The sequence below is a fragment of the Acidovorax sp. Root70 genome (assembly GCF_001428225.1).
Taxonomy (GTDB): domain Bacteria; phylum Pseudomonadota; class Gammaproteobacteria; order Burkholderiales; family Burkholderiaceae_C; genus Acidovorax.
This window is the reverse complement of the sequence record NZ_LMHQ01000012.1, coordinates 65,405-88,034: the sequence shown is the minus strand read 5'-3', so window position 1 is coordinate 88,034 and position 22,630 is coordinate 65,405. Positions and strand designations below refer to the sequence as shown.

The 22,630-nt window shown below is 59.5% G+C and carries 20 protein-coding genes; all 20 read right to left on the bottom strand.

Features of this window, described 5'->3' with window-relative positions; translation table 11 throughout:
* Positions 1-39 precede the first annotated feature (39 nt).
* On the bottom strand, positions 40-282 hold the full coding sequence (locus ASD94_RS07960) for a BolA family protein (protein ID WP_056641016.1): 243 nt from the start codon (positions 280-282) through the stop codon (positions 40-42).
* A 16-nt stretch (positions 283-298) separates the two neighbouring features.
* Entirely contained in the window at positions 299-1,054 is a 756-nt protein-coding gene (locus ASD94_RS07955) for an ABC transporter permease (RefSeq protein ID WP_056641013.1), read from the bottom strand.
* Complete coding sequence (locus ASD94_RS07950; RefSeq protein ID WP_056641010.1) at positions 1,051-1,989, bottom strand: ABC transporter ATP-binding protein; 939 nt, start codon at positions 1,987-1,989, stop codon at positions 1,051-1,053. The genes ASD94_RS07955 and ASD94_RS07950 overlap by 4 nt, the downstream gene beginning before the upstream one ends.
* A gap of 129 nt (positions 1,990-2,118) precedes the next feature.
* Complete coding sequence (locus ASD94_RS07945) at positions 2,119-2,391, bottom strand: STAS domain-containing protein (protein ID WP_056641007.1); 273 nt, start codon at positions 2,389-2,391, stop codon at positions 2,119-2,121.
* A gap of 13 nt (positions 2,392-2,404) precedes the next feature.
* Entirely contained in the window at positions 2,405-3,052 is a 648-nt protein-coding gene (locus tag ASD94_RS07940; RefSeq protein ID WP_056641757.1) for a phospholipid-binding protein MlaC, read from the bottom strand.
* Between the two features lie 150 nt (positions 3,053-3,202).
* Complete coding sequence (locus ASD94_RS07935; RefSeq protein WP_056641004.1) at positions 3,203-4,000, bottom strand: VacJ family lipoprotein; 798 nt, start codon at positions 3,998-4,000, stop codon at positions 3,203-3,205.
* On the bottom strand, positions 3,997-4,485 hold the full coding sequence (gene mlaD / locus ASD94_RS07930; RefSeq protein WP_056641001.1) for an outer membrane lipid asymmetry maintenance protein MlaD: 489 nt from the start codon (positions 4,483-4,485) through the stop codon (positions 3,997-3,999). Before mlaD ends, ASD94_RS07935 begins: the two co-directional genes overlap by 4 nt.
* Positions 4,486-4,520: 35 nt before the next feature.
* Entirely contained in the window at positions 4,521-5,303 is a 783-nt protein-coding gene (gene mlaE / locus ASD94_RS07925) for a lipid asymmetry maintenance ABC transporter permease subunit MlaE (RefSeq protein ID WP_056640999.1), read from the bottom strand.
* A complete protein-coding gene (locus ASD94_RS07920; RefSeq protein ID WP_056640996.1) occupies positions 5,300-6,118 on the bottom strand; it encodes an ABC transporter ATP-binding protein in 819 nt (272 codons plus the stop codon). Before ASD94_RS07920 ends, mlaE begins: the two co-directional genes overlap by 4 nt.
* A 414-nt stretch (positions 6,119-6,532) precedes the next feature.
* A complete protein-coding gene (locus ASD94_RS07915; RefSeq protein WP_056640993.1) occupies positions 6,533-8,011 on the bottom strand; it encodes a glutamate synthase subunit beta in 1,479 nt (492 codons plus the stop codon).
* Positions 8,012-8,059: 48 nt separating this feature from the next.
* On the bottom strand, positions 8,060-12,793 hold the full coding sequence (locus ASD94_RS07910; protein ID WP_056640991.1) for a glutamate synthase-related protein: 4,734 nt from the start codon (positions 12,791-12,793) through the stop codon (positions 8,060-8,062).
* A 181-nt stretch (positions 12,794-12,974) separates the two neighbouring features.
* Entirely contained in the window at positions 12,975-13,670 is a 696-nt protein-coding gene (locus tag ASD94_RS07905) for a transposase (protein ID WP_056640988.1), read from the bottom strand.
* A gap of 145 nt (positions 13,671-13,815) precedes the next feature.
* The gene (locus ASD94_RS07900; protein ID WP_056640985.1) at positions 13,816-14,763 is read right to left on the bottom strand and encodes an SAM-dependent methyltransferase; all 948 of its coding nucleotides are present in this window, start codon (positions 14,761-14,763) and stop codon (positions 13,816-13,818) included.
* Positions 14,760-15,419: a DUF1415 domain-containing protein gene (locus ASD94_RS07895; protein ID WP_082576803.1), complete on the bottom strand. Its 660-nt coding sequence runs from the start codon at positions 15,417-15,419 to the stop codon at positions 14,760-14,762. The genes ASD94_RS07900 and ASD94_RS07895 overlap by 4 nt, the downstream gene beginning before the upstream one ends.
* A 286-nt stretch (positions 15,420-15,705) precedes the next feature.
* Positions 15,706-16,884, bottom strand: a complete 1,179-nt coding sequence (locus tag ASD94_RS07890) for a deoxyguanosinetriphosphate triphosphohydrolase (protein WP_082576802.1) — start codon at positions 16,882-16,884, stop codon at positions 15,706-15,708.
* A gap of 67 nt (positions 16,885-16,951) precedes the next feature.
* Positions 16,952-18,043 (bottom strand): 3-dehydroquinate synthase, encoded by a 1,092-nt coding sequence (gene aroB / locus ASD94_RS07885; RefSeq protein WP_082576801.1) that lies wholly within the window; start codon positions 18,041-18,043, stop codon positions 16,952-16,954.
* Between the two features lie 89 nt (positions 18,044-18,132).
* On the bottom strand, positions 18,133-19,269 hold the full coding sequence (locus tag ASD94_RS23495) for a hypothetical protein (RefSeq protein ID WP_146186033.1): 1,137 nt from the start codon (positions 19,267-19,269) through the stop codon (positions 18,133-18,135).
* A 20-nt stretch (positions 19,270-19,289) separates the two neighbouring features.
* The gene (pilQ, locus tag ASD94_RS23105) at positions 19,290-21,428 is read right to left on the bottom strand and encodes a type IV pilus secretin PilQ (protein WP_082576800.1); all 2,139 of its coding nucleotides are present in this window, start codon (positions 21,426-21,428) and stop codon (positions 19,290-19,292) included.
* Positions 21,425-21,967, bottom strand: a complete 543-nt coding sequence (locus tag ASD94_RS23100) for a pilus assembly protein PilP (protein ID WP_082576799.1) — start codon at positions 21,965-21,967, stop codon at positions 21,425-21,427. The genes pilQ and ASD94_RS23100 overlap by 4 nt, the downstream gene beginning before the upstream one ends.
* The gene (locus ASD94_RS07880; protein WP_056640979.1) at positions 21,967-22,629 is read right to left on the bottom strand and encodes a type 4a pilus biogenesis protein PilO; all 663 of its coding nucleotides are present in this window, start codon (positions 22,627-22,629) and stop codon (positions 21,967-21,969) included. Before ASD94_RS07880 ends, ASD94_RS23100 begins: the two co-directional genes overlap by 1 nt.
* Position 22,630: the final 1 nt, after the last annotated feature.

Here is a 22,630-nt window from a genome sequence, read left to right as displayed (position 1 = left end):
GCAGCTATCAAAAAGTGAGTTCTAGTGGGTGTGCAGGCGCTACTGCGCCTGGGCGGCCCATTCGGCCGGGGTGAAGGTCTTCATCGACAGCGCATGCACTTCGTCGGTGTGCATTTTGGCGCCCAGAGTGGCATACACGCGCTGGTGGCGCTGGATGGCACGCTTGCCCTCGAACTCGGCCGAGACGATGGTGGCGTACCAGTGGCGGCCATCGCCCTCGAGCGTGATGTATTCGCAGGCCAGGCCAGCGGCGATGAGGTCTTTGAGTTGGTCAGCGGTCATGGTGGGGCGCTCGGAATCAGTTGCGAATTTTGTAGCCGGTGCGCAGCAGGTGCACGGCCAGGGCACTCACGGCCAGCCAGGCGATGCCCACGATGCCCAGGCTGAGCCAGGGCGAGGTGTCACTCTGGCCGAAGAAGCCGTAGCGGAAGCCGTCGATCATGTAGAAGAACGGGTTGAGGTGGCTCACGGCCTGCCAAAACGGCGGCAGCGACTGGATCGAATAGAACACGCCCGACAGGAAGGTCATGGGCACGATGATGAAGTTCTGGAATGCGGCCATCTGGTCGAACTTGTCGGCCCACAGCCCCGCAATCAGCCCCAGCGTGGCCAGCAGCGCCGCGCCTAGCAGGGCAAAGGCAAGAATCCACAGCGGCGCCGCAAACTCTGGCCGGGCAAACGCCAGCGTGACGATGAACACGCCCAGCCCCACCGCCAACCCGCGCACGATGGACGAGCCCACGTACGCGCAGAACCAAGCCCAGTGCGACAGCGGCGTGAGCAGCACAAACACCAGGCTGCCCATGATCTTGCTCTGGATGATGCTGGACGAGCTGTTGGCAAAGGCGTTCTGCAACACGCTCATCATCACGAGGCCCGGCACCAGGAAGGCCGTATAGCTGATGCGGTCGTAGACCTTCACATGGTCTTCGAGCACATGGCCAAAGATCAGCAGATACAGCACGGCGGTGAGCACAGGGGCGGCAACGGTCTGGAAGCTGACCTTCCAGAAGCGCAGCACTTCTTTGTAAAAGAGGGTTTGCCAGCCGGTCATAGTGCAACGCCCTCCAGCGGGAGGTTGGACGCCGATGTGCCAGACATCACCTGCAAGAACACATCCTCCAGATCGGGCCGGCGAATCTCCATGTCCTGCACCTCGACACCCGCCACGCGCAATGCGGCGAGGTGGTTTTCAATCTCCGCCGCGTCCTGGGCGGGCAGCTGCACGATGCGGCCGGTGACACGCGCCACCGCAGCCAGCGCGGGCGGCAGGGCCGTGTCGGTCTTGAACTGCAGCACGCTGCCCGAGGCGGCCTTGAGCAGCTCGCTGGTGCGGTTGAGCGCGACCACCTGCCCGGCCTTGAGCATGGCAATGCGGCCGCACAGGGCCTCGGCTTCTTCCAGGTAATGGGTGGTGAGCAGCACGGTGTGCCCCTCTTTGTTCAGGCGGGCGATGAAGTGCCACAAGGTCTGGCGCAGTTCCACGTCCACGCCCGCGGTCGGCTCGTCGAGCACGATGATGGGCGGCTTGTGCACCAGGGCTTGTGCCACGAGCACGCGGCGCTTCATGCCGCCCGACAGCTGGCGCATGTTGGCGTTGGCCTTGTCGGCCAGGCCCAGGTTTTCGAGCAGCTCGTCGATCCAGGCGTCGTTGTTCTTCACGCCGAAGTAGCCCGACTGGATGCGCAACGCCTCGCGCACATTGAAGAAGGGGTCGAACACCAACTCTTGCGGCACGATGCCCAGCTTGCGGCGGGCATCGGCGTACTGGGCCTGCACATCACTGCCCTGCACCAGCACACGGCCGCTCGTGGCGCGCGCCAGGCCTGCCAGGATGCTGATCAGAGTGGTCTTGCCGGCACCGTTGGGGCCGAGGAGCCCGAAGAACTCGCCCTCCTCAATGTCCAGATTGACCTGGTTCAGCGCCTGGAAAGGGCCTTTGGGCGTGGCAAAGGTCTTGGAGATGGCTTGGAAGGAGACTGCGGGCATGAAGCCTTTGATTTTAAGGCCTCAGGCCTCGGCGGGACGGGCGGCCGATGCAATGGCCCTTGGCAAGCGCCCCTGGCCCGGGCCCACAGCATCGACAGCGCTGCCCGGCACCACCGGCCACACCGAAAGCTAGGGCGCCGCAGCCAGCAGCGCATCCACCCCGTACAACCCCGCCATGCCCGCCAAGGCGGCCGGCATGCCTTGCACCGCAAATTGCTTGCCCTCGGACAGGGCTTCGCGCCGGCATTCCAGCAGTACCGCGAGGGCCGAGGTATCAAACACCGTCAGCGCATGGGCGTCCACCACCACTGCGCTGTCGCGGTGCACCCGCAGCCCCTGTTTGAGCATGTGCAGGCAGGCCGTGGCCTGGCGGTGGGTGAGTTCGGGGGGCAGCACCAGCATGGCGAGATAGCGGTCAGCCCTTGGCAGAACCCGCATTGGTCTTGTTGCGGGCCACCAGTGTGTCGATCAGACCATCGATGCCCTTGGCATTGATCTCCTGCGCGAACTGACCGCGGTAGGTTTCCACCAGCCAGACGCCGAGCACGTTGAGGTTGTAGATCTTCCAGCCTGCACCATCGCCGGGAGTCTTTTCAAGGCGGTAGTCGAGCTGGATGGGGTCGCCGCGGCCCACGATCTCGGTGCGCACCAGCACGTCCTTGTCTTCGGCCGCAGCGCGCAGGGGCTTGACCTGGATGGTCTGGTCATTGACCTGGGCCAGCGCACCGGCATAGGTGCGCACCAGCAGGATCTTGAACTCGTCCTGCAGGCGCTTTTGCTGCTCGGGCGTGGCCTGGCGCCAGCCGGGGCCGACGGCGGCGGCGGTCATGCGGCGGAAGTTGACGTTGGGCATCACGGTTTTATCGACCAGGGCAATCACCTTGCTCAGGTCACCGGCCTGGATGGCCTTGTCGGACTTCACCGTGTTAAGCACGTCGGCAGACAGGCGCTTGATGAGCGCGTCGGGCGCCTCGTCGGCCGCCAGTGCGGACAGCGGCAGGCTCAGCAAGGCACTGGCTGCGAGGCAAAGGGCGGTACGCCCCAGGGAACGTCGGTTCATCATCTTCTTGGCTTTCATCGGTGCGGGCTTGTGCCCGTCAAATCATTGTGGGGGTGTGGGCTGGCGGGCATGCGTCGCTGCGGTTGCGGGTTGCAAGCAAGTGCAACAGCACCGGCACCCGAGGCAGGGGCCCATCCTTCGCCCGGGACGCCATCAGCGGGCGGGCTCCTCCGGCAACACGCCGTTGCCGGAGCCGCCGTCGTCCTTGCCGTCTGCGTTTTGCGCATCTCCCGCGTGGCTGCGAACCTGCAGATACACATCGCGCGTAAAGCTGTACTTGTCCAAGGCCGCACTGTCGAGCACCGAGCCCGCGCGCAGCAGGTTGGAACGCACCTCCACGGCGCGCAGCGCATACAGCGAGTTGCGGGCCGAGACCGGGTCCACATAGCTCACCACGTTGCCCTTCATGTCCACCGGCAGCGCAAAGGTGTCGCGCACGGTGGAAGGCCCCAGGATGGGCAGCACCAGGTAAGGACCGGTGCCCACGCCCCAGCGCCCCAGGGTCAGGCCGAAGTCCTGCTTGTAGCGGTCGATGCCCAGCTCGCTGGCGATGTCCAGCAGCCCGCCCAGGCCCATGAAGGTGTTCACATTGACCCGCATGAAGCTGGACGCAGCGGCTTCGCCACGCAGCTGCAGCACGTTGTTCACGAACGACCAGACGTCGCCCAGGTTCCCGAAGAAATTGCTGACCCCCGTGCGCACGGGGGCGGGCGTGACCTCCTTGTAGGCCGTTGCCACGGGCTTGAGCACCATGGCATCGACCTGCTCATTGAAGTTGGTCATGCTGCGGTTGTAGGACTCCAGCGGGTCGCGGGGGTCGGGGTTGGCCACCGTGGCGCATCCGGTGAGCAACACCGCGCCCAGCAGCAGCGCCAGGCCCGCCGCAAGACGCGCGATCGACAACCGGTCGCCTGCAATGGTGGCGCGGAGTGTAGGGAGTGAATTCGTCATTTTTTGCCACCTGCCCCAGCAGGCTTTCCGCCGTCTTCGGCTTTGCTGTAAAGAAATTGTCCAATGAGGTTCTCAAGCACCACCGCCGACTGGGTGGACGTGATCGTGTCGCCCGCGGCCAGGTTCTTTTCGTCGGCACCCGCCTCGATTCCGATGTATTGCTCGCCCAGCAGGCCGCTGGTCAGGATCTTGAGGGAGCTGTCCTTGGGGAAGGCATAGCGGTCTTCCATGGCCAGCGTGACCCGCGCCTGGAAGGTCTTGTCGTCAAAAGTGATGGACTCCACGCGCCCCACCACCACCCCAGCGCTGCGCACCGCCGCCTGGGGCTTGAGGCCGCCGATGTTGTCGAACTTGGCGGTGACACGGTAGCCCGAATGGAATTGCAGGCTCAGCAGGTTGGCCGATTGCAGCGCCAGAAACACCAGTGCCACTGCGCCCAACATCACGAAGAGCCCTACCCACAGATCGTTTTTGGAGCGTTGCATACGTTTGATTCCTAGAACTGCCAGCACCGCCAGCGTCAGATACTGAACATCAGCGCAGTGAGCACGAAGTCCAGTGCCAACACCGCCAAGGACGCCATGACCACGGTGCGCGTGGTAGCGCGCGACACCCCTTCGGGGGTGGGTTTGGCTGCATAGCCCTGCAGCAGCGCCACAAAAGTTACCGTGAAGCCAAAGACCACACTCTTGAGCACGCCGTTGCCCAGGTCTTTCCAGACATCCACCCCGCCCTGCATCTGGCTCCAGAACGCCCCGGGATCAATGCCGATCATGAGCACCCCGACGATCCAGCCGCCGACGATGCCCACCGCACTGAACACCGCCGCCAGCAGCGGCATGGCGATCACCCCTGCCCAGAAGCGGGGCGCCAGGATGCGCTGCACCGGGTCCACCGCCATCATCTCCATGGCGCTGAGCTGCTCCCCCGCGCGCATCAGGCCGATTTCGGCGGTGAGCGAAGTGCCTGCGCGGCCCGCAAACAACAGCGCCGTGACCACGGGACCCAGCTCGCGCACCAGACTCAAGGCCACCAGCAGGCCTAGCGCTTCGGACGAGCCGTAGCGCTGCAGCGTGTAATAGCCCTGCAAGCCCAGCACAAACCCGACGAACAGACCTGACACCGCAATGATGGCCAACGAATAGTTGCCCAGGAAATGCACTTGGTCGCGCACCAGCGAGGGCCGCAGAAAAGTCGCACCCAGGGACCGCACCAGCCGACCGAATAACCGCGCACCCATGCCGATATCGGCCAGCTTGTGGCGCACCGCAAAGCCAACATCGGAGGGCTTGTACCAGCTCACAGCGCACGTCCTCCCACCGGCCCGAAATCCTCCGCCACAGCGGGGCCCGGGTAATGGAACGGCACAGGCCCCGTGGGCAGGGCATTCACGAACTGGTGCACCAGCGGATCACGGCTGGCAAGCACCTCTTCGGGCGTGCCTTGGGCCGCCACCACGCCTTCGCCCAGGATGATCACGTGGTCCGCCAGACGGAATGTCTCTTCCAGGTCGTGCGACACCACAATGCTGGTGAGTCCCATCGCATCGTTGAGCTGGCGAATCAATTGCGCCGCCGTACCCAGCGAGATGGGATCCAGGCCCGCGAAGGGCTCGTCATACATGACTAGTTCAGGGTCCAGCACGATCGCACGTGCCAGCGCCACACGGCGCGCCATGCCGCCCGAAATCTGACTGGGCATCAGGTCGCGGGCGCCACGCAGGCCCACCGCATGCAGCTTCATCAGCACCACATCGCGGATCAAATCCTCTGACAAATCGGTGTGCTCGCGCAGCGGAAACGCCACGTTCTCGAACACGCTCAAGTCGGTAAAAAGCGCCCCGAACTGGAACAGCATGCCCATGCGCCGGCGCGCCGCATACAGCGCCGGCACATCCATGCGCCCCACATCCTGACCATTGATCAGAACCTGGCCGCTCTGGGCCTTGTGTTGGCCACCAATCAGGCGCAACACGGTGGTCTTGCCACCGCCCGATGCACCCATCAGCGCCGTGACCTTGCCGCGCGGGACTGCCAGCGTCACGTCGCGCAGGATCACACGGTCACCGTATGAAAACGTGACGTTGCGCAACTCGGCAAGGAAGGAGGACTCGGGCATGCAAAAAAAGGGGTTTCGGGACTCGGGCCTGCCAAAACGGCACCAGCTCCCCCAGAAACGGAGCGCAGATGGTAGCCGAAGACACAAACATACATTCATGCATGTTTGTAAAGAAAAAGTACACCTGACGGCGGCCCCGGATCGTGCGGGACCGAGGCAAGCCCGGATTGACAGAACCTCTGATTGTGCCAACAAAGCATCCATCAGGCTGACGCCCCGCCATTCCCCACCCTTGGGGGTTGCGGGCACCACACACTACGGCCCGGGCTACCGGCCGCCCACGGGCCTTTCGGGGCATGGTAGCGCCCTGCCTGCGCTTCACCCTCCAACCCTCCTGCCACCAACCCAAGCCCAAGCACATGGACAAACGGCGCCCGAAGGCGCCGTTGCAGGGAAAGTGCGCAATGCGCAGGATCAGCGTGGCAGGTCCGAGTAACCCATCAGGAACTCGTCCACAGCGCGCGCGGCCTGACGGCCTTCGCGGATGGCCCAGACCACCAGCGACTGGCCCCGGCGAATGTCGCCGGCCGCAAACACCTTGGGCACATTGGTGGCATAGCCGCCGTCGAACTCCGTGGTGGCGCGGGCGTTGCCGCGGGCATCCTTGTCCACGCCAAAGGCATCGAGCACCGGCGCCACGGGGCTCACAAAGCCCATGGCCAACAGCACCAGGTCGGCCTGGTAGTGCTTTTCGGTGCCGGGCACCTCAACCAGCTTGCCGTCCTTGAACTCGACCTGCACGGTGGTCAGGCTCTTGACCTTGCCCTTTTCGCCCGTGAACTCCTTGGTGGAGATGGCAAACTCGCGCACGCAACCTTCTTCGTGGCTGGAGCTGGTGCGCAGCTTGAGCGGCCAGTAGGGCCAGGTCAGGGGGCGGTTTTCCACTTCGGGGGGCTGGGGCATCACCTCAAACTGGGTCACGCTGGCCGCTCCGTGGCGGTTGCTGGTGCCCACGCAGTCGCTGCCTGTATCGCCGCCACCGATCACGATGACATGCTTGCCCGTGGCCAGGATCTGGCCCTTGAGCTTGTCGCCCGCGTTGATTTTGTTCTGCTGGGGCAGGAACTCCATGGCAAAGTGGATGCCATCGAGCTCGCGACCCGGCACGGGCAAGTCGCGCGACTGCTCGGCGCCCCCCGTCAGCAGCACAGCGTCGAACTCCTTGTTCAGCTGCTCGGGCGTGACGGTTTCCTTGGCCCAGTTAGTGACCTTGGAGTCCTTGCCCAGGCCGTCCTTGGCAGCGCCCACGAACACGCTGGTGCGAATGACCACGCCTTCGGCTTCGAGCTGCTTGACGCGGCGGTCGATGTGCGACTTCTCCATCTTGAAGTCGGGGATGCCGTAGCGCAGCAGGCCGCCCACGCGGTCGTTCTTTTCAAACAGCGTGACGCTGTGGCCTGCGCGGGCCAGTTGCTGGGCGGCGGCCAGGCCAGCGGGCCCGGAACCCACCACAGCCACCTTCTTGCCCGTCTGGTGCTTGGCAGGGCGCGGCTGCACCCAGCCTTCGGCCCAGGCACGGTCAATGATCGCGTGTTCGATGGACTTGATGCCCACCGCGTCATCGTTCACGTTGAGCACACACGCCGCCTCGCACGGTGCGGGGCAGATGCGGCCGGTGAACTCGGGGAAGTTGTTGGTGCTGTGCAGCACCTCGATCGCGCTCTTCCAGTCCGAGTGGTACACCAGATCGTTGAAGTCCGGAATGATGTTGTTCACCGGGCAACCGTTGTTGCAGAAGGGCGTGCCGCAGTCCATGCAGCGAGCGCCTTGTACTTTGGCCTGGCTTTCGTCGAGGCCGATGACAAATTCCTTGTAGTGCTTCAGGCGCTCGGGCACGGGCTTGTAGCCCTCTTCGATGCGCTCGTATTCCATGAAGCCGGTAGTTTTTCCCATGACGATATCCTTGTCTATGAATGCTGTGCGAAGGGGGATGGCGACGCCTTACTTGGCGGGGGCCACTTCTTTTTTGGTAGCAGCTACCGCTGGTGTAGCGGACTCTTCCAGCACTTTCCGTTCATAAATTTCAGACAACGCACGCTTGTACTCGGTCGGGAAGACCTTGACGAACTTGCTGCGTGATGCGGCCCAGTTGTCCAGCAGCTCGCGCGCACGCTTGCTACCCGTCCAGCGGTTGTGGTCTTCCAGCAGCTTTTTGAGCTGGGCTTCATCGGTCTGACCGTTGTGCCAGATCGAGCGTGGCACCGTGGCTTCCTGCTCGGTGGCGGGCAGGATGCGCTCCAGCGTCACCATCGACAGGTTGCAGCGGGTGTCGAACTGGCCGTCTTCGTCATAGACGTAAGCCACGCCGCCGCTCATGCCCGCCGCAAAGTTGCGGCCGGTCTTGCCCAGCACCGCCACCGTACCGCCGGTCATGTACTCGCAGCCATGATCACCCGTGCCTTCGACGACCGCCGTGGCGCCCGACAGGCGCACCGCAAAACGTTCGCCGGCCACGCCGCTGAAGAAAGCCTCACCTGTGGTGGCACCGTACATCACGGTGTTGCCCACGATGGTGTTGCGCACTGCCTCGCCCCGGAAGTCGATGCTGGGGCGCACGATGACGCGGCCCCCCGACAGGCCCTTGCCCGTGTAGTCGTTGGCGTCGCCGATCAGGTACAGCGTGATGCCACGCGTGAGGAACGCGCCGAACGACTGCCCGCCCGTGCCTTCGAGCTGGATGCGGATGGTGTCGTCGGGCAGGCCTTCGGGGTGCACGCGGGTCACCGCGCCGGACAGCATGGCGCCCACGGAACGGTTGACGTTGCGCGCCACTTCGATGAACTGCACGCGCTCACCCTTTTCAATGGCGGGCTTGCTGCGCTCGATGAGCTTGCGGTCTAGGGTGTGCTCGATGTTGTGGTCTTGCACGTCCACATGGAAACGCGGCACATCGGCAGGCACATTGGGCTGGGCGAACAGACGGCCAAAATCCAGGCCGCGTGCCTTCCAGTGTTCCAGACCCTGGCGCATGTCGAGCAGATCGGTGCGGCCGATCAGGTCGTCGAACTTCTTGATGCCGAGCTGGGCCATGATCTGGCGCACTTCTTCGGCAATGAAGAAGAAGTAGTTGACCACGTGCTCGGGCTTGCCCGAGAACTTCTTGCGCAGCTCAGGGTCTTGCGTGGCCACGCCCACGGGGCAGGTGTTCAGGTGGCACTTGCGCATCATGATGCAGCCCTCGACCACCAGCGGCGCCGTCGCGAAGCCGAATTCATCGGCACCCAACAGCGCGCCGATGGCGACGTCGCGGCCGGTCTTCATCTGGCCGTCGGCCTGCACGCGAATGCGGCCGCGCAGGCGGTTGAGCACCAGGGTCTGCTGGGTTTCGGCCAAGCCGATTTCCCAGGGACCACCTGCGTGCTTGATGGAAGACCAAGGCGATGCACCCGTGCCGCCGTCATGCCCAGCGATCACCACGTGGTCGCTCTTGCACTTGGCCACGCCTGCGGCGATGGTGCCCACGCCCACTTCGGATACCAGCTTGACGCTGATACCGGCATGCGGTGCCACGTTCTTCAGATCGTGGATCAGCTGGGCCAAGTCCTCGATGGAATAGATGTCGTGGTGCGGAGGGGGCGAGATCAGACCCACACCGGGCACGCTGTGGCGCAGCTTGCCGATGTAGTTGGAGACCTTGCCGCCAGGCAGCTGGCCGCCTTCGCCGGGCTTGGCGCCCTGGGCCATCTTGATCTGGATCTGGTCGGCCGACGACAGGTATTCGGCGGTGACGCCGAAGCGGCCCGAGGCCACCTGCTTGATACGGCTGCGCAGCGAGTCGCCGTCCTGCAGGGGCAGATCGACTTCGACGTTCTCGGCACCGATCACGCTCTTGAGCGTATCGCCCTTCTTGATCGGGATGCCCTTCAGTTCGTTGCGGTACCGGGCAGCGTCTTCACCACCTTCGCCCGTGTTGCTCTTGCCGCCGATGCGGTTCATGGCCACGGCAAGGGTGGCATGCGCCTCGGTGGAGATGGAGCCCAGAGACATGGCGCCGGTGGCGAAGCGCTTGACGATTTCCTTGGCAGGCTCCACTTCGTCGATGGAGATCGCCTTGGAGGGGTCGATCTTGAACTCGAACAGGCCGCGCAACGTCATGTGGCGCTTGCTCTGGTCGTTGATCAGCTGGGCGTACTCCTTGTACGTGTTCCAGTTGTTGGCACGCGTGCTGTGCTGCAGCTTGGCAATCGCGTCAGGGCTCCACATGTGCTCTTCGCCCCGGGCGCGCCAGGCGTATTCACCGCCCGCGTCCAGCATGGTTTCGAGCACAGGGTCATCCCCAAAGGCGGCCTTGTGCATGCGGATGGCTTCTTCGGCAATCTCAAACACGCCGATGCCTTCCACCCGGCTGGCGGTGCCTGTGAAGTACTTGCCCACGGTGTCGGTGTTCAGGCCGATGGCCTCGAACAGCTGCGCGCCGCAGTAGCTCATGTAGGTGCTCACGCCCATCTTGGACATGATCTTGGACAGGCCCTTGCCAATCGCCTTGACGTAGTTGTAGATGGCCTTGTCGGCCGACAGGTCACCCCCCAGATCCTTGTGCATCTCGGCCAGGGTTTCCATGGCCAGGTAGGGGTGCACGGCCTCGGCGCCGTAGCCTGCCAACACTGCGAAGTGGTGCACTTCGCGGGCGGTGCCGGTCTCGACCACCAGGCCGGCCGTAGTGCGCAGGCCTGCGCCCACCAGGTGCTGGTGGATGGCCGACAGTGCCAGCAGCGCGGGGATGGCCACTTGCGTGGCGCTCACGGCGCGGTCGCTGATGATCAGGATGTTGGCGCCACCCTTGATGGCGTCCACGGCCTGCGCGCACAGCGACGCCAGCTTGGCTTCCACGCCTTCACGGCCCCAGCTCAGCGGGTAGGTAATATCAATGGTCGCGCTCTTGAACTTGCCTTGCGTGTACTGCGCAATATCGCGCAGCTTGGCCATGTCGGCAAAGTCGAGCACGGGCTGGCTCACTTCGAGCCGCATCGGTGGGTTGACCTGGTTGATGTCCAGCAGGTTGGGCTTGGGACCGATGAAGCTGTTGAGCGACATCACGATGGCCTCGCGGATCGGGTCGATCGGCGGGTTCGTCACCTGGGCGAACAGCTGCTTGAAGTAGTTGTACAGCGGCTTGTTCTTGCCCGAGAGCACGGCCAGCGGGCTGTCGTTGCCCATGGAGCCAATGCCTTCTTCGCCGTTCTTGGCCATGGGCGCCATCAGGAACTTGATGTCTTCCTGGGTGTAGCCAAAGGCCTGCTGGCGGTCCAGCAGGGGCAGGTCAGCGGCCTGGGGCGCGGCAGCCTGGGCACCAGCTTCGATGCTGTCGAGCTTGATGCGCAGGTTCTCGATCCACTGCTTGTAGGGCTTGGTGTTGACGACGTTGGCCTTGAGCTCGTCGTCGTCGATCATGCGGCCCTGTTCCAGGTCGATCAGGAACATTTTGCCGGGCTGCAGGCGCCACTTGCGCACGATCTTGTTCTCCGGCACAGGCAGCACGCCCGACTCCGAGCCCATGATGACCAGGTCGTCGTCGGTGATGCAGTAGCGCGAGGGGCGCAGGCCGTTGCGGTCCAGCGTGGCGCCGATCTGGCGGCCGTCGGTGAACACGATGGAAGCCGGGCCGTCCCAGGGCTCGAGCATGGCAGCGTGGTATTCATAGAAGGCACGGCGGCGCTCGTCCATGGTGGTGTGCTGCTCCCAGGGCTCGGGAATCATCATCATCACAGCCTGGCTGATGGGGTAGCCGGCCATGGTCAGCAGTTCGAGGCAGTTGTCGAACGTGGCGGTGTCGGACTGGTCGGCAAAGCTGATGGGGTACAACTTTTGCAGGTCGGCAGCCAGCACGGGCGAGGCCATCACGCCTTCGCGGGCCTTCATCCAGTTGTAGTTGCCCTTGACGGTGTTGATTTCACCATTGTGCGCTACATAGCGGTACGGGTGGGCCAGCGGCCACTCAGGGAAGGTGTTGGTGGAGAACCGCTGGTGCACCAGGCCGATGGCCGAGACGCAGCGCTCGTCCGACAGGTCCTTGTAGTACACGCCCACCTGATCGGCCAGCAGCAGGCCCTTGTAGACCACCGTGCGGCTGGACATGCTGGGAACGTAGTATTCCTTGCTGTGCTTGAGCTTGAGGGCCTGGATGTTGGCGCTGGCAGTCTTGCGGATCACGTACAGCTTGCGCTCCAACGCGTCCTGCACGATCACGTCGTTGCCGCGGCCGATGAAGACCTGGCGCAGGATGGGCTCCTTCTTGCGCACGGTGGGGGACATGGGCATGTCCACGTTCACCGGTACATCGCGCCAGCCAAGCAGCACCTGGCCTTCGGCCTTGATGGCGCGCTCCATCTCCTGCTCGCAAGCCAAGCGGGAGGCATGCTCCTTGGGCAGGAAGATCATGCCCACGCCGTATTCGCCAGCAGCTGGCAAGGTCACGCCTTGCTTGGCCATTTCTTCGCGGTACAGCGCGTCAGGAATCTGGATCAAGATGCCGGCGCCGTCGCCCATCAGCGGGTCAGCACCCACCGCACCACGGTGGTCGATGTTTTCCAGAATCTTCAGGGCCTGCGTCACGATGTCGTGGCGCTTGATGCCCTTGATGTGGGCCACAAACCCGAGGCCACAGGCGTCGTGTTCGTTACCCGATGAATACAAACCGTGTTGTTGCAGATGCTGGATCTCGGCAGCCGTGGTCATGGCGCACTCCTATATTTTTCGCAGGGGAGCTGAGATTAGTGCATTGCAGCATATTTTGGCAAGCAAATTAATTGGGGTCAGATTCTTATTTAACAACCAATGACAAGCGCCGCCACAATATTGGGGACATATTAAAATCTATAGCATGTTGCCCATATAGCACCAGCACATCAGTTTGTTTTTATGCCTTTTCTGCAGTTCGAGGTCTGCCAGGCATCCCGCGAGTCACACGCCGCGGGGTCTGCTGTTGCAGACTCCCAAGGAAATCGGCGTCCCCCAGGGCCCAGCCGCTGAGTGCTGAATCGGTCAGCGACGCTAGGACCGACGCGCCCAAGCCTGCCTGCACCAGCGCGGCGTAGGCCGCCTCGCGCGCAAAGGGGGTGTTGCCCAGCGCCCAATACAGCGCGTGCGGTGTCAACCACCGGTCGTTGCGCAGGCCCAGCCAGTGGGCGTGGCTCGACCACGGGTAGTCAGCAGGCTGCTGCACCAGTCCGGCCCGCACGGGATTGAGATCCAGGTACACCATGCACGCCAACAGGTAACGTTCTGGCTGCAGCACGGTAGAGCGGTAGCGGCCCTCCCAAAGCGTGCCGGTGCGGGCATGTCGACGGTTGAAGTACTGCACGTACCGGCGCCCCACTGCCTGCATCATCTGGGGCAACCCATCTGGCGTGGTAGGTGTGACCAGCAAATGGAAGTGGTTGTCCATCAGCACGTAAGCATGGACGGCGACGGCGTATTTCTGCGCGTGATCTGTCAGCAGCGCCAGCAGGGTCTCAAAATCGTCCGCTCCAGCAAAGATGGGTTGGCGGTTGTTGCCCCGCAAGATGACGTGGTGCAGATGACCCGGCAGGGTCAGGCGGGGCAAACGGGCCATGGGTCATGGATCGGGAGTGGAATGGCCGCGATCATAAACCTGTCCCTATTTATTCCAACAAGACCCCGACAGCCAGATCGGCAGCCCCCATGGTTGGGAGGTGCGCCAAACTGCACGCCACCTCTCGCCAATCACCAAGTCACCGTCAGCCCGAGATCGCCGCCTCTGCCCCATCCAGCAGCGAATCTGTCAACGCGGACACGCCAAAACGCGCACCCATGGCCTGCTCCAGGCCAAACTCGCCCAAGAGTGCCCGCAACCGCTCGGCGGCACTGCGTTTTTTCTGCCCTGTGTAGCGCGCGATGATGAGTTCGTTCTTCATGCTGTGCTCCCACCCCACCAGCTCCGTCACAGTGACCTGGTAACCGCTGGCCTCCAGGTACAGGCAACGCAGCACGTTGGTCACCTGACTGCCCAGCTCGCGGGTGTGCAAGGGATGACGCCACAACTCCGCCAGGGGCGTACGCGCCAGTTGGAGGGCCTTGCCTTGGCGCAGGCAGGCCGCCATTTCGGCCTGGCAGCAAGGCACCAAAACCATGGCCCGGGCCTTTTTTTGCAGCCCGAAGGCAATAGCGTCATCGGTCGCTGTATCGCAGGCGTGCAAAGCGGTGACCACGTCGATCTGGGCTGGCAGTTCACGCGCATCAGCCGACTCGGCCACCGACAGATTCAGGAACGACATCCGCTCAAAGTGAAGTCGCTGGGCAAGTGCCCGCGACTTCTCCACCAGTTCACCCCGTGTTTCCACCCCGTAGATATGCCCGTGGCCCAAAGCCCTGAAATACAGGTCGTACAGGATGAAGCCCAGATAGGACTTGCCCGCGCCGTGGTCAGCCAACGTGGGCCCGCCGCCGTGTGCAGAAGGCTCTGTCAGCAAGGGTTCGATGAAATTGAACAGGTGGTACACTTGCTTGAGCTTGCGACGCGAGTCCTGGTTGAGACGTCCCTCGCGTGTGAGGATATGCAACTCCTTGAGCAGCTCGATGGATTGGCCAGGCCGCAGCTCCTGCAACTCAGCACTCTCGCTTTGGGGTTTGCCTTTGCCACGAACCCGTTCGCCGGACGCCGCTGGCGATGGTTTTTGCTGCTTCATAGAACGGTGCCTTGTGCGGGCTCGTTGCTGCCGCCTGCAATGTTGACCGCCGCTTTGTCAACTTCGCCGGCATGAGGTCCAACGTCCAGCGACTGCCAACCGGCCATGCCCATCTCCTCCAGCACTTCCATGTTGCGCTCGAAGATGGCCTCTGCCTCCGGGAACACCGCAACGGCACGATCGATGCTGGCCTCTCTGAGTAGATGCAGCATAGGGTACGGTGAGCGGTTGGTGCAATTGGTCACGTCGTCCATATCGGTGCCCGCGAACTGGAATTGCGGGTGAAAGCTCGCTACTTGGAGCGTACCTTCCAGCCCCAGGGCGCACAGCACCTCCTCTGCCTCGCCCAGGAAATCATTGAAGTCCAGAAAATCCTGCAAACAGTGCGGAATCACCAGCAAGGTGGTGTCCCGGACCTCTGACGGCATATTTGCGAGCGCTGCGAGTTCTACGCGCAGCAAGTCCAGCACATCCTGGGTTGCCGTAGTCAAAGTCACCACATAGTGGATCTGCCCTTTGACATGCACTGCCTTCGCAAAAGGGCAAAGATTCAACCCAATGACCGCCCTCTCCAACCACCGAACGGTGTCGTAGATGTAGGGGTCAACAGAATGAGGGAGAGTCGCCGCGTCGGCGGCCGTAACGGAGGATGTCATGAGCGCGCGCGCGAGCGCTGAAGAGGAAGCTTGGATTTTATCGGGACCCGTCATCCGACCATCGAACAATAGCGGATACACCGCGATGAGACGCCGACAAGACGGGTCACCGCGCGCGCGCCATTGAGTGACTACCGATCTACATCGACGAATGAATCTAGCACCGTTATGAAGGAATCCGTTGCAGGAATGCCTCCTCTATTTGCCTTGATGCTCGCTCCACGGATCTCGCGAACTGGCACCCCAACCGTCAAAATGCGCTGCCCGGTGAGCGCCTAGAGGCCTCTCACTGCTCCTGCAGCAGTCGCCGCCCCGTGAGGCGCTCATGCTCTCGCACAGCAAAGCGATCCGTCATTCCGGCAATAAAGTCAGCCACGGCCCGAGCCCGCCCCTGCCCGTCACCCGCCAACGCCTGCGCGGCGAACGCTGGTTTCATTTCTCGAGGCTCGGTGGTGTAAGCCTCAAACAACTCGCGCACGATGTCTCTTGCATGACCGGTGGTTTCCATCACGCGGGGGTGTCGGTACAGGTGCCGAAAGAGGAACTGCTTCAGAACCTTGGAGCGTTCGCGCATGTCGTCGCTGAATCGCACCAGGACCGGGAGTCGCCGCACCTCATCTGAGTGAGTAGGCGCATGCGCAAGCAATGCCGCTTTGGTGGCGTCGATCACGTCATACACCTGCGCGCTCAGCATCCGCCGGATCGCCTCGTACAGCAGCCGGCGGTGCATCGATGGTTCGATCAGGGCGGGATGCTCCGCCTCGGCTGACAAACGGTACGCGTCGAACAAGGGAACATCCTGCAATTGGGCAAGGGTGATTAACCCCGAACGCACACCGTCGTCAATGTCGTGCGCGTTGTACGCAATCTCGTCGGCCAAATTGCACAACTGCGCCTCCAGGCTCGGCCGCTCGTTGCGCAGGAACCGCACGCCAACTCCGTTAGGCTCCAGGTCTTCCAACTGCCTGGCGTGCGCGCGTGAGCAGTGCTTGAGAATTCCTTCGCGAGTTTCAAACGTGAGGTTCAGTCCGTCGTACACCGGATAGCGCTCTTCCAACTGGTCCACGACCCTCAGGCTTTGGAGGTTGTGCTCAAAGCCGCCAAAGCCGGCCATGCAACCATTCAAGGCATCCTGTCCAGCATGTCCAAACGGGGTATGCCCAAGGTCATGGGCCAAAGCGATGGCCTCGACCAAGTCTTCGTTGATCTGCAACGAACGCGCAATAGAACGCCCCAGCTGTGCCACTTCTAACGAATGGGTCAACCGCGTACGAAACAGATCCCCCTCGTGGTTGAGAAATACCTGGGTCTTGTAGACCAGCCGACGAAACGCAGTGGAATGCACGATCCGGTCGCGGTCACGCTGGTATTCGGAGCGCGTGGGAGGAGGCGCCTCTGGATAGCGCCGCCCTCGGGTACGAACTGGATCACATGCACAAGGCAGCAATTCGCCCCCCTCGGTCACGACCCAGCCCTTGCGCGAAGTGTTGCATGCGCCTCAGCGCCACGGGCATTGAAGCTAGGACTGACATTCATTCGCAGCAAGCATCGATGACCTCACGCACCAGAGCGTCTGGCGCGGTACGCACTATCGCCTTACCAAGGCCATCAATCAACACAAAACGAATTTCGCCGCCCTCGGCCTTTTTATCCACCCGCATCAACTCCAAGTAGCGGCCCGCATTGTCATTCGCATCTATAACAGCCCCTTTGATTGGCAGCCCAGCTCGCCGAATCAGCGCGGTCAATCGCTGAACAAAATCAGCATCCACCAAACCCAACCGCCTGGAAAGCTCGGCCGCCATCACCATACCGGCCGCGACACCCTCGCCATGCAGCCAGACACCGTAGCCCATGCCGGCCTCAATCGCGTGACCAAATGTGTGGCCGAAATTCAAGATAGCGCGCAGGCCAAACTCTTTCTCGTCTTGGCTTACCACCCACGCTTTGATTTCACAGCTTCGCTGGACCACATAAGCGAGCGCATTGGGCTCCCTCGATAGAACCGAATCCAAGTTGCGTTCGAGCCACGCCATGAACTCAGCATCTGCAATAGGTCCGTATTTAATAACCTCAGCCAAGCCGGCACTGAGCTCCCCTGCAGGCAAGGTGTTCAATGTACTCAGATCGCAGACGACCAATTGCGGCTGGTAGAAAGCCCCAATCATATTTTTCCCCAACGGGTGATTGATGGCGGTTTTTCCGCCCACCGAAGAGTCAACCTGAGCGAGCAACGTCGTTGGGAGTTGCACAAAGGGCACGCCACGCATGTAAGTCGCTGCCGCAAATCCCGTCAAATCACCGATCACACCGCCGCCCAAAGCAAACAGTACGGTCTTTCGATCACACTCCCAGCTCAAAAGTGAGGTGAATATTTGGTCGAGCGAATTCCAAGTTTTAAATGACTCGCCATCCGGCAGCTCAATCACATGAACTTTGTCAAATACTTCACCCAATACAGCGACCACGCGATCAAGATGCAATTTGGCAACAATCACATTTGTAACAACAACTGCAATTTTGGCGCGTACATTGGCAGAAGCAAGGGACTGCGCTATGTCGACATCATTGCCAATTTGAATTTGGTATGCTCTGTCACCCAAATCTATTTTCACAAGGCTCATTTGTAAAATACACCAATCTTAGCCAAAACAATTTCCAAAGAAAAAAGGCCAATTAGAAATTGGCCTTTTTTACTTAACATATTATCTTGTCATGGGCATGCCACAGCACCACCATCCTTGATGGTGACGGAAACAGTCTGCTTGACAAGCTTCGAGTCATAAATATCGATTGGAATAACTTTGTCGGCAGTAACGCACCTTGGTCCTGTCGTTGAATCAGGAAGCGTAGCGGTCAGCGCGGTACCGGCAATCGAAAGTGTCGTGAAGTAACTTCTGTCCGCAGGACTCACCAGCGGTGTGTAGGGCGCAGTACCACCCGCAATCAAATAGGTCAACGTTGTGGAAGTTGCGCTCTTTTCGTCTACCGTTTGATTCGCGGGAGAAACTTGCAACACATTGCTCGTAACCGTGACGGAGACGACCAAGGAGGTATTAGCAGCGTCCGTGATTTTAACCTCTGAAGCGCCCTGAGAGACCAGGCTCACATTGACGGAAGAACCAGAAAGGGTCGCCGTAGCCACAGCCGTATTCGTCGAACTCACGGTATATGGAGCAACCCCTCCGCTGATTGCCACAGTGTTTGCGGTACCAGCCGGACCCGTGATCGACGCCGGAGATACACTCAATGAGCTAATCTGAACGGTGGCCGTTACGCTCAGAGTCGCACCAGCCGCATCAGTAATCAAAATAGTTGCAGAGCCCGATTTTGGCATACCCACCAGAGTCACCGTAGAGCCTGAAATAGAAGCGCTGACGACACCGGTATCCGAACTATTTACAGAATAGGGGGCAACACCACCGCGAACATTGAATTGAACGGATTGGTTCGGCCGCAATGTAATCGCAGTACCCGCGCTACTCGCCAAAGGAACCGCTTTTGCGGTCACCGTGATTTTCACCTGCTGGACAGGCAGGCTCTCATCGTACACAGTCAGCGTAGATGTACCGTCACTGTTTCCAGAAATAAACAATATCCCATCCGTAGACAACATGGCACTGACCGAAGCGTCGGAGCTGATGACGCCGTAAGGCGCCTTGCCTCCGCGCACCTCAATACCAGTCGATCCACTGGCACCAACAGGTAAACTGATGGCATCCACCGGTGGATAAACTCTCAAGGTCGCAGAAGGCCCATTAGGAGTTCCGCCGCCACCGCCACCGCCACCACATGCAGCAATTAGTGTACTTGCAGCCACTATCAGTAGAGTTTTCAGTATATTTTTCATGTCAATCAAAGAGTGGTGAATTATTTTCTAGGCCCGTTGTCAGAAATCACCTTGGGTGTAATGAAAACCAGCATCTCGCGTTTTGTAGATTCTTTTGTTCTGCTTTTGAAAAGATTCCCAACAACAGGAACATCTCCCAAAACCGGTATCTTATTTTCCTGATTGGTTTCTTCCATCTCAAAAATACCGCCAATAACCACAGTTCCACCGTTTTCAATCAGAATCTGTGTCTTCACGTGTTTGGTATCGATTGCCACGCCCTGAGTGGTAGTCTCGCCGCGACTATCTTTATTAACATCCAGATCCAGAATGATATTTCCTTCTGGAGTGATCTGCGGCGTGACCTCTAGCTTGAGAACAGCCTTTTTGAATGCAAGGGTAGTGGCTCCATTCGGCGCAGTAACAGCATAGGGATACTCTGTACCCTGCTCGATCAATGCCTTGGTTTGATCTGCTGTAATGATACGGGGACTTGAAACAATACGACCTTTTCCATCTGCCTCCATGGCAGACAACTCAAGCGTCAAGAAGCGATTCGCAGCAGAATTAAAAATCGAAAGTGCAAAGCTACCAACACCGGTCACATTGGAGAGGCTGGCTGGTAAATTCACAAAATTACCACTAGTACTCGTTGTTCCACCAGCACCACTCGATGCAACGGCGTCATTGTAAGAAGTGCCGAAAGCGACGCGATTATTACCGCCAAGCCCATACCCGCCATCGCCACCACGATTGGCACGCAAATCTGTACCCCCTAGTCGAACCCCGAGCGAGCGACCGAAGGTATCTCGCGCTTCGACAATCCGCGCTTCAATGAGCACTTGACGCACGGCAACATCCAAACTTGCCAGCAACAAACGAACCTCTTCCAACTTACTAGCTGTATCAGTAACAAACAACTGGTTGGTTCTAGGCTCAGAGATAGCACTTCCTCGCTCTGACAGGAATCGAGTGCCCGTCGCCCCGCCCGAGGAACCAGAACTCGTCGTTAACTGTGTAAGAATATCAGCGGCCTTTGCATAGTTAAGTTGATACGCCTGAGTTTTCAGTGGCTCCAATTTTTGAATAGCCTGAGCGGCTTCAAAATCCTTCTTTGTCCGAGCATCAATTTCGTCTTTAGGCGCGATCCAGAGCACAGAGCCAGTCTTGCGCATACCGAGACCCTTAGCATCCATGATAATTTGAAGCGCCTGATCCCAAGGAACGTCCTTAAGTCGCAAAGTCAAGGCGCCTGTGACTGTATCCGAAGTAACAATATTAAAATTGGTAAAATCAGCAATGACTTGCAACAAGGATCGAACTTCGATATTTTGGAAATTCAATGAAAGTTTTTCACCAGAATAGCCAGGACCTTGGGTCAGCTTACTAAGATCGACTTTTTTCTGGCGTATTTCGACCACAAATTGGTTATCTGTCTGGTAAGCGCTATGTTCCCAGTCACCATTGGACTCAATCAGCATGCGCACCCGTTCACCAGACTGCGTTGCAGTCACCGTCTGCACTGGCGTACCAAAGTCTGTAACGTCCAGCCGACGGCGCAATCCTTCTGGCAAAGACGACCGCATGAATTCCACAACGATGCCTTTGGCCTGTTGCTGCAGATCAACACCCACTTGATTGCTTGTTAAATTAACAATCACCCTCCCTGAGCCATCGGAACCACGGCGGAAATCGATATCCCTCAGCGGTAACACATCTCTATTTTGACCTTCCGAAAAAGCGACTACAGAATTTGGAGCGGCCGGCGATACACCCGAAATAGGCTCCAACGATAGAAAAAGGGATTTACCTTGGAGCTCGGTTTTGTAAGCCGCCGGGGACTTTAAGTTAAGGACGACGCGAGCGCGCTCGCCTGCTTGAACGACGTTAACAGATTTCAAATTACCAAGATTGACCTCATAGGCCGATTTTCCGGATGAATTACCAACCCCTTGAAAATCCAAAGCAATTCTCGCAGGAGATTGCGTAGCAAAACCTGTTGGATTATTAACAATCGACTCAGTAAAATCAATTTTCAACGTCTCAACCCCTGCTTGAACGCTTGCAGAGATTGAACTAATAGCTCCTTGCGCAGCCGCTCCAAGGGATATAAAAATAGCTGAAACGCCAACAGCAGCGCCACGGCAGTAACTAAAAAAATTGCCACTATGTTGTTTCATTTTTTACCCTCTTGCAGATCAAGCGAAGCTGAACGCTCTATCCAATCCCCAGTTGCGTCCTGCGCTATTTCACGCAGCTGAATGGAATTCTCAGTAATTCGAGTTACTTTTCCATAATTTTGACCAAGATAATTTCCAATTTTTATTTGATAAATCAAATTATCAACTTTAACCAGCGCGGTGGGGGCACCAGACTTATTCAAGCTCCCGACCATAGCCATCGCATCCAATGGAAAAGCCTCCAGAGGCTCTTTGCGACGAGCCATTTCCGGCGCAATCAGAGCAGCGTTCGATGCAACCTGATTTGAATCTCGCTTCAAAGCTTGGGTCAATTTAATTTGATTGAAAGGTTCTACAACACCGTCTTGAGTATAAGGCTCAGGAATAAATTTTTTCGGCTCAGTCAAAGGCTGAACGCTCGGCTTCGTGCTCGCTCGTTGCTCAGCCATCCACCCCCTCAACTCGTCTTCACCCGAGGGGGTACAGCCAGAAAGAATTAAAGCGCCGCCAACAAGAAGTAGCCCAGCATAAGTTCTCATCACTTAGCCCCCCCGGCTTTCTTCTGCGCCTGGATCTCCTCAGGATCCAAATATCTAAAAGTGCGAGCAGTCGCATCCATCGTTAAACTATCACGAGCTCCGGGCGTGATAGTCATGTTATTTAGCGTGACAATACGCGACAAGTGCGCAACATCTGAAGCGAAGGCACCAATATCATGATACTTTCCCGTCACCCGAATGGAAATTGGTAATTCAGCATAGTAATCTTTCGCGACTACTTGACCCGGCCGAAACAGCTCGAACTGCAGACTGCGACCCAAACCAGATTGATTGATATCTGATAACAATGCAGCCATTTCAGCCTTGCTGGGGAGTTGCTTTTCCAGTTGTATAACGTACTGCTGAATCTGCTCCCGCTGTTTCTTCAACGCATCCAGACTGACGGCTTTCACTAGCTTCTTTTGATAATCAGTTCGCAGCGCAAGTTCTTTGTTTCGCTCCCCATCTAGCTGCACTTCATAATCTTGCAAAAAAGCGAACCATGACACCGCAGCCACAGCACCCGCGATAAAGACGCAGAGAATCACCTTTGGCAGAACTGGCCAAACTGAGGGATCTCGGGTATCTAGGTTCTTAAACTGCCGCTGGACAGATTCCATCCGTTCAGCGAAATTTATCTTTTTTTCTTTGGTTTTCGCCATG

Excerpts from the sequence above, each read along its gene's own strand:
- ASD94_RS07915 (WP_056640993.1), bottom strand. The coding sequence starts at position 8,011 with ATGGGAAAAACTACCGGCTTCATGGAATACGAGCGCATCGAAGAGGGC.
- mlaD (WP_056641001.1), bottom strand. The coding sequence starts at position 4,485 with ATGCAACGCTCCAAAAACGATCTGTGGGTAGGGCTCTTCGTGATGTTG.
- ASD94_RS07880 (WP_056640979.1), bottom strand. The coding sequence starts at position 22,629 with ATGGCGAAAACCAAAGAAAAAAAGATAAATTTCGCTGAACGGATGGAA.
- ASD94_RS07910 (WP_056640991.1), bottom strand. The coding sequence starts at position 12,793 with ATGACCACGGCTGCCGAGATCCAGCATCTGCAACAACACGGTTTGTAT.
- ASD94_RS07940 (WP_056641757.1), bottom strand. The coding sequence starts at position 3,052 with ATGATGAACCGACGTTCCCTGGGGCGTACCGCCCTTTGCCTCGCAGCC.
- ASD94_RS07900 (WP_056640985.1), bottom strand. The coding sequence starts at position 14,763 with ATGAAGCAGCAAAAACCATCGCCAGCGGCGTCCGGCGAACGGGTTCGT.
- aroB (WP_082576801.1), bottom strand. The coding sequence starts at position 18,043 with ATGAGCCTTGTGAAAATAGATTTGGGTGACAGAGCATACCAAATTCAA.
- ASD94_RS23495 (WP_146186033.1), bottom strand. The coding sequence starts at position 19,269 with ATGAAAAATATACTGAAAACTCTACTGATAGTGGCTGCAAGTACACTA.
- pilQ (WP_082576800.1), bottom strand. The coding sequence starts at position 21,428 with ATGAAACAACATAGTGGCAATTTTTTTAGTTACTGCCGTGGCGCTGCT.
- ASD94_RS07945 (WP_056641007.1), bottom strand. The coding sequence starts at position 2,391 with ATGCTGGTGCTGCCCCCCGAACTCACCCACCGCCAGGCCACGGCCTGC.
- ASD94_RS07920 (WP_056640996.1), bottom strand. The coding sequence starts at position 6,118 with ATGCCCGAGTCCTCCTTCCTTGCCGAGTTGCGCAACGTCACGTTTTCA.
- ASD94_RS07935 (WP_056641004.1), bottom strand. The coding sequence starts at position 4,000 with ATGACGAATTCACTCCCTACACTCCGCGCCACCATTGCAGGCGACCGG.
- ASD94_RS07955 (WP_056641013.1), bottom strand. The coding sequence starts at position 1,054 with ATGACCGGCTGGCAAACCCTCTTTTACAAAGAAGTGCTGCGCTTCTGG.
- ASD94_RS07950 (WP_056641010.1), bottom strand. The coding sequence starts at position 1,989 with ATGCCCGCAGTCTCCTTCCAAGCCATCTCCAAGACCTTTGCCACGCCC.
- ASD94_RS23100 (WP_082576799.1), bottom strand. The coding sequence starts at position 21,967 with ATGAGAACTTATGCTGGGCTACTTCTTGTTGGCGGCGCTTTAATTCTT.
- ASD94_RS07895 (WP_082576803.1), bottom strand. The coding sequence starts at position 15,419 with ATGACATCCTCCGTTACGGCCGCCGACGCGGCGACTCTCCCTCATTCT.
- ASD94_RS07905 (WP_056640988.1), bottom strand. The coding sequence starts at position 13,670 with ATGGCCCGTTTGCCCCGCCTGACCCTGCCGGGTCATCTGCACCACGTC.
- ASD94_RS07960 (WP_056641016.1), bottom strand. The coding sequence starts at position 282 with ATGACCGCTGACCAACTCAAAGACCTCATCGCCGCTGGCCTGGCCTGC.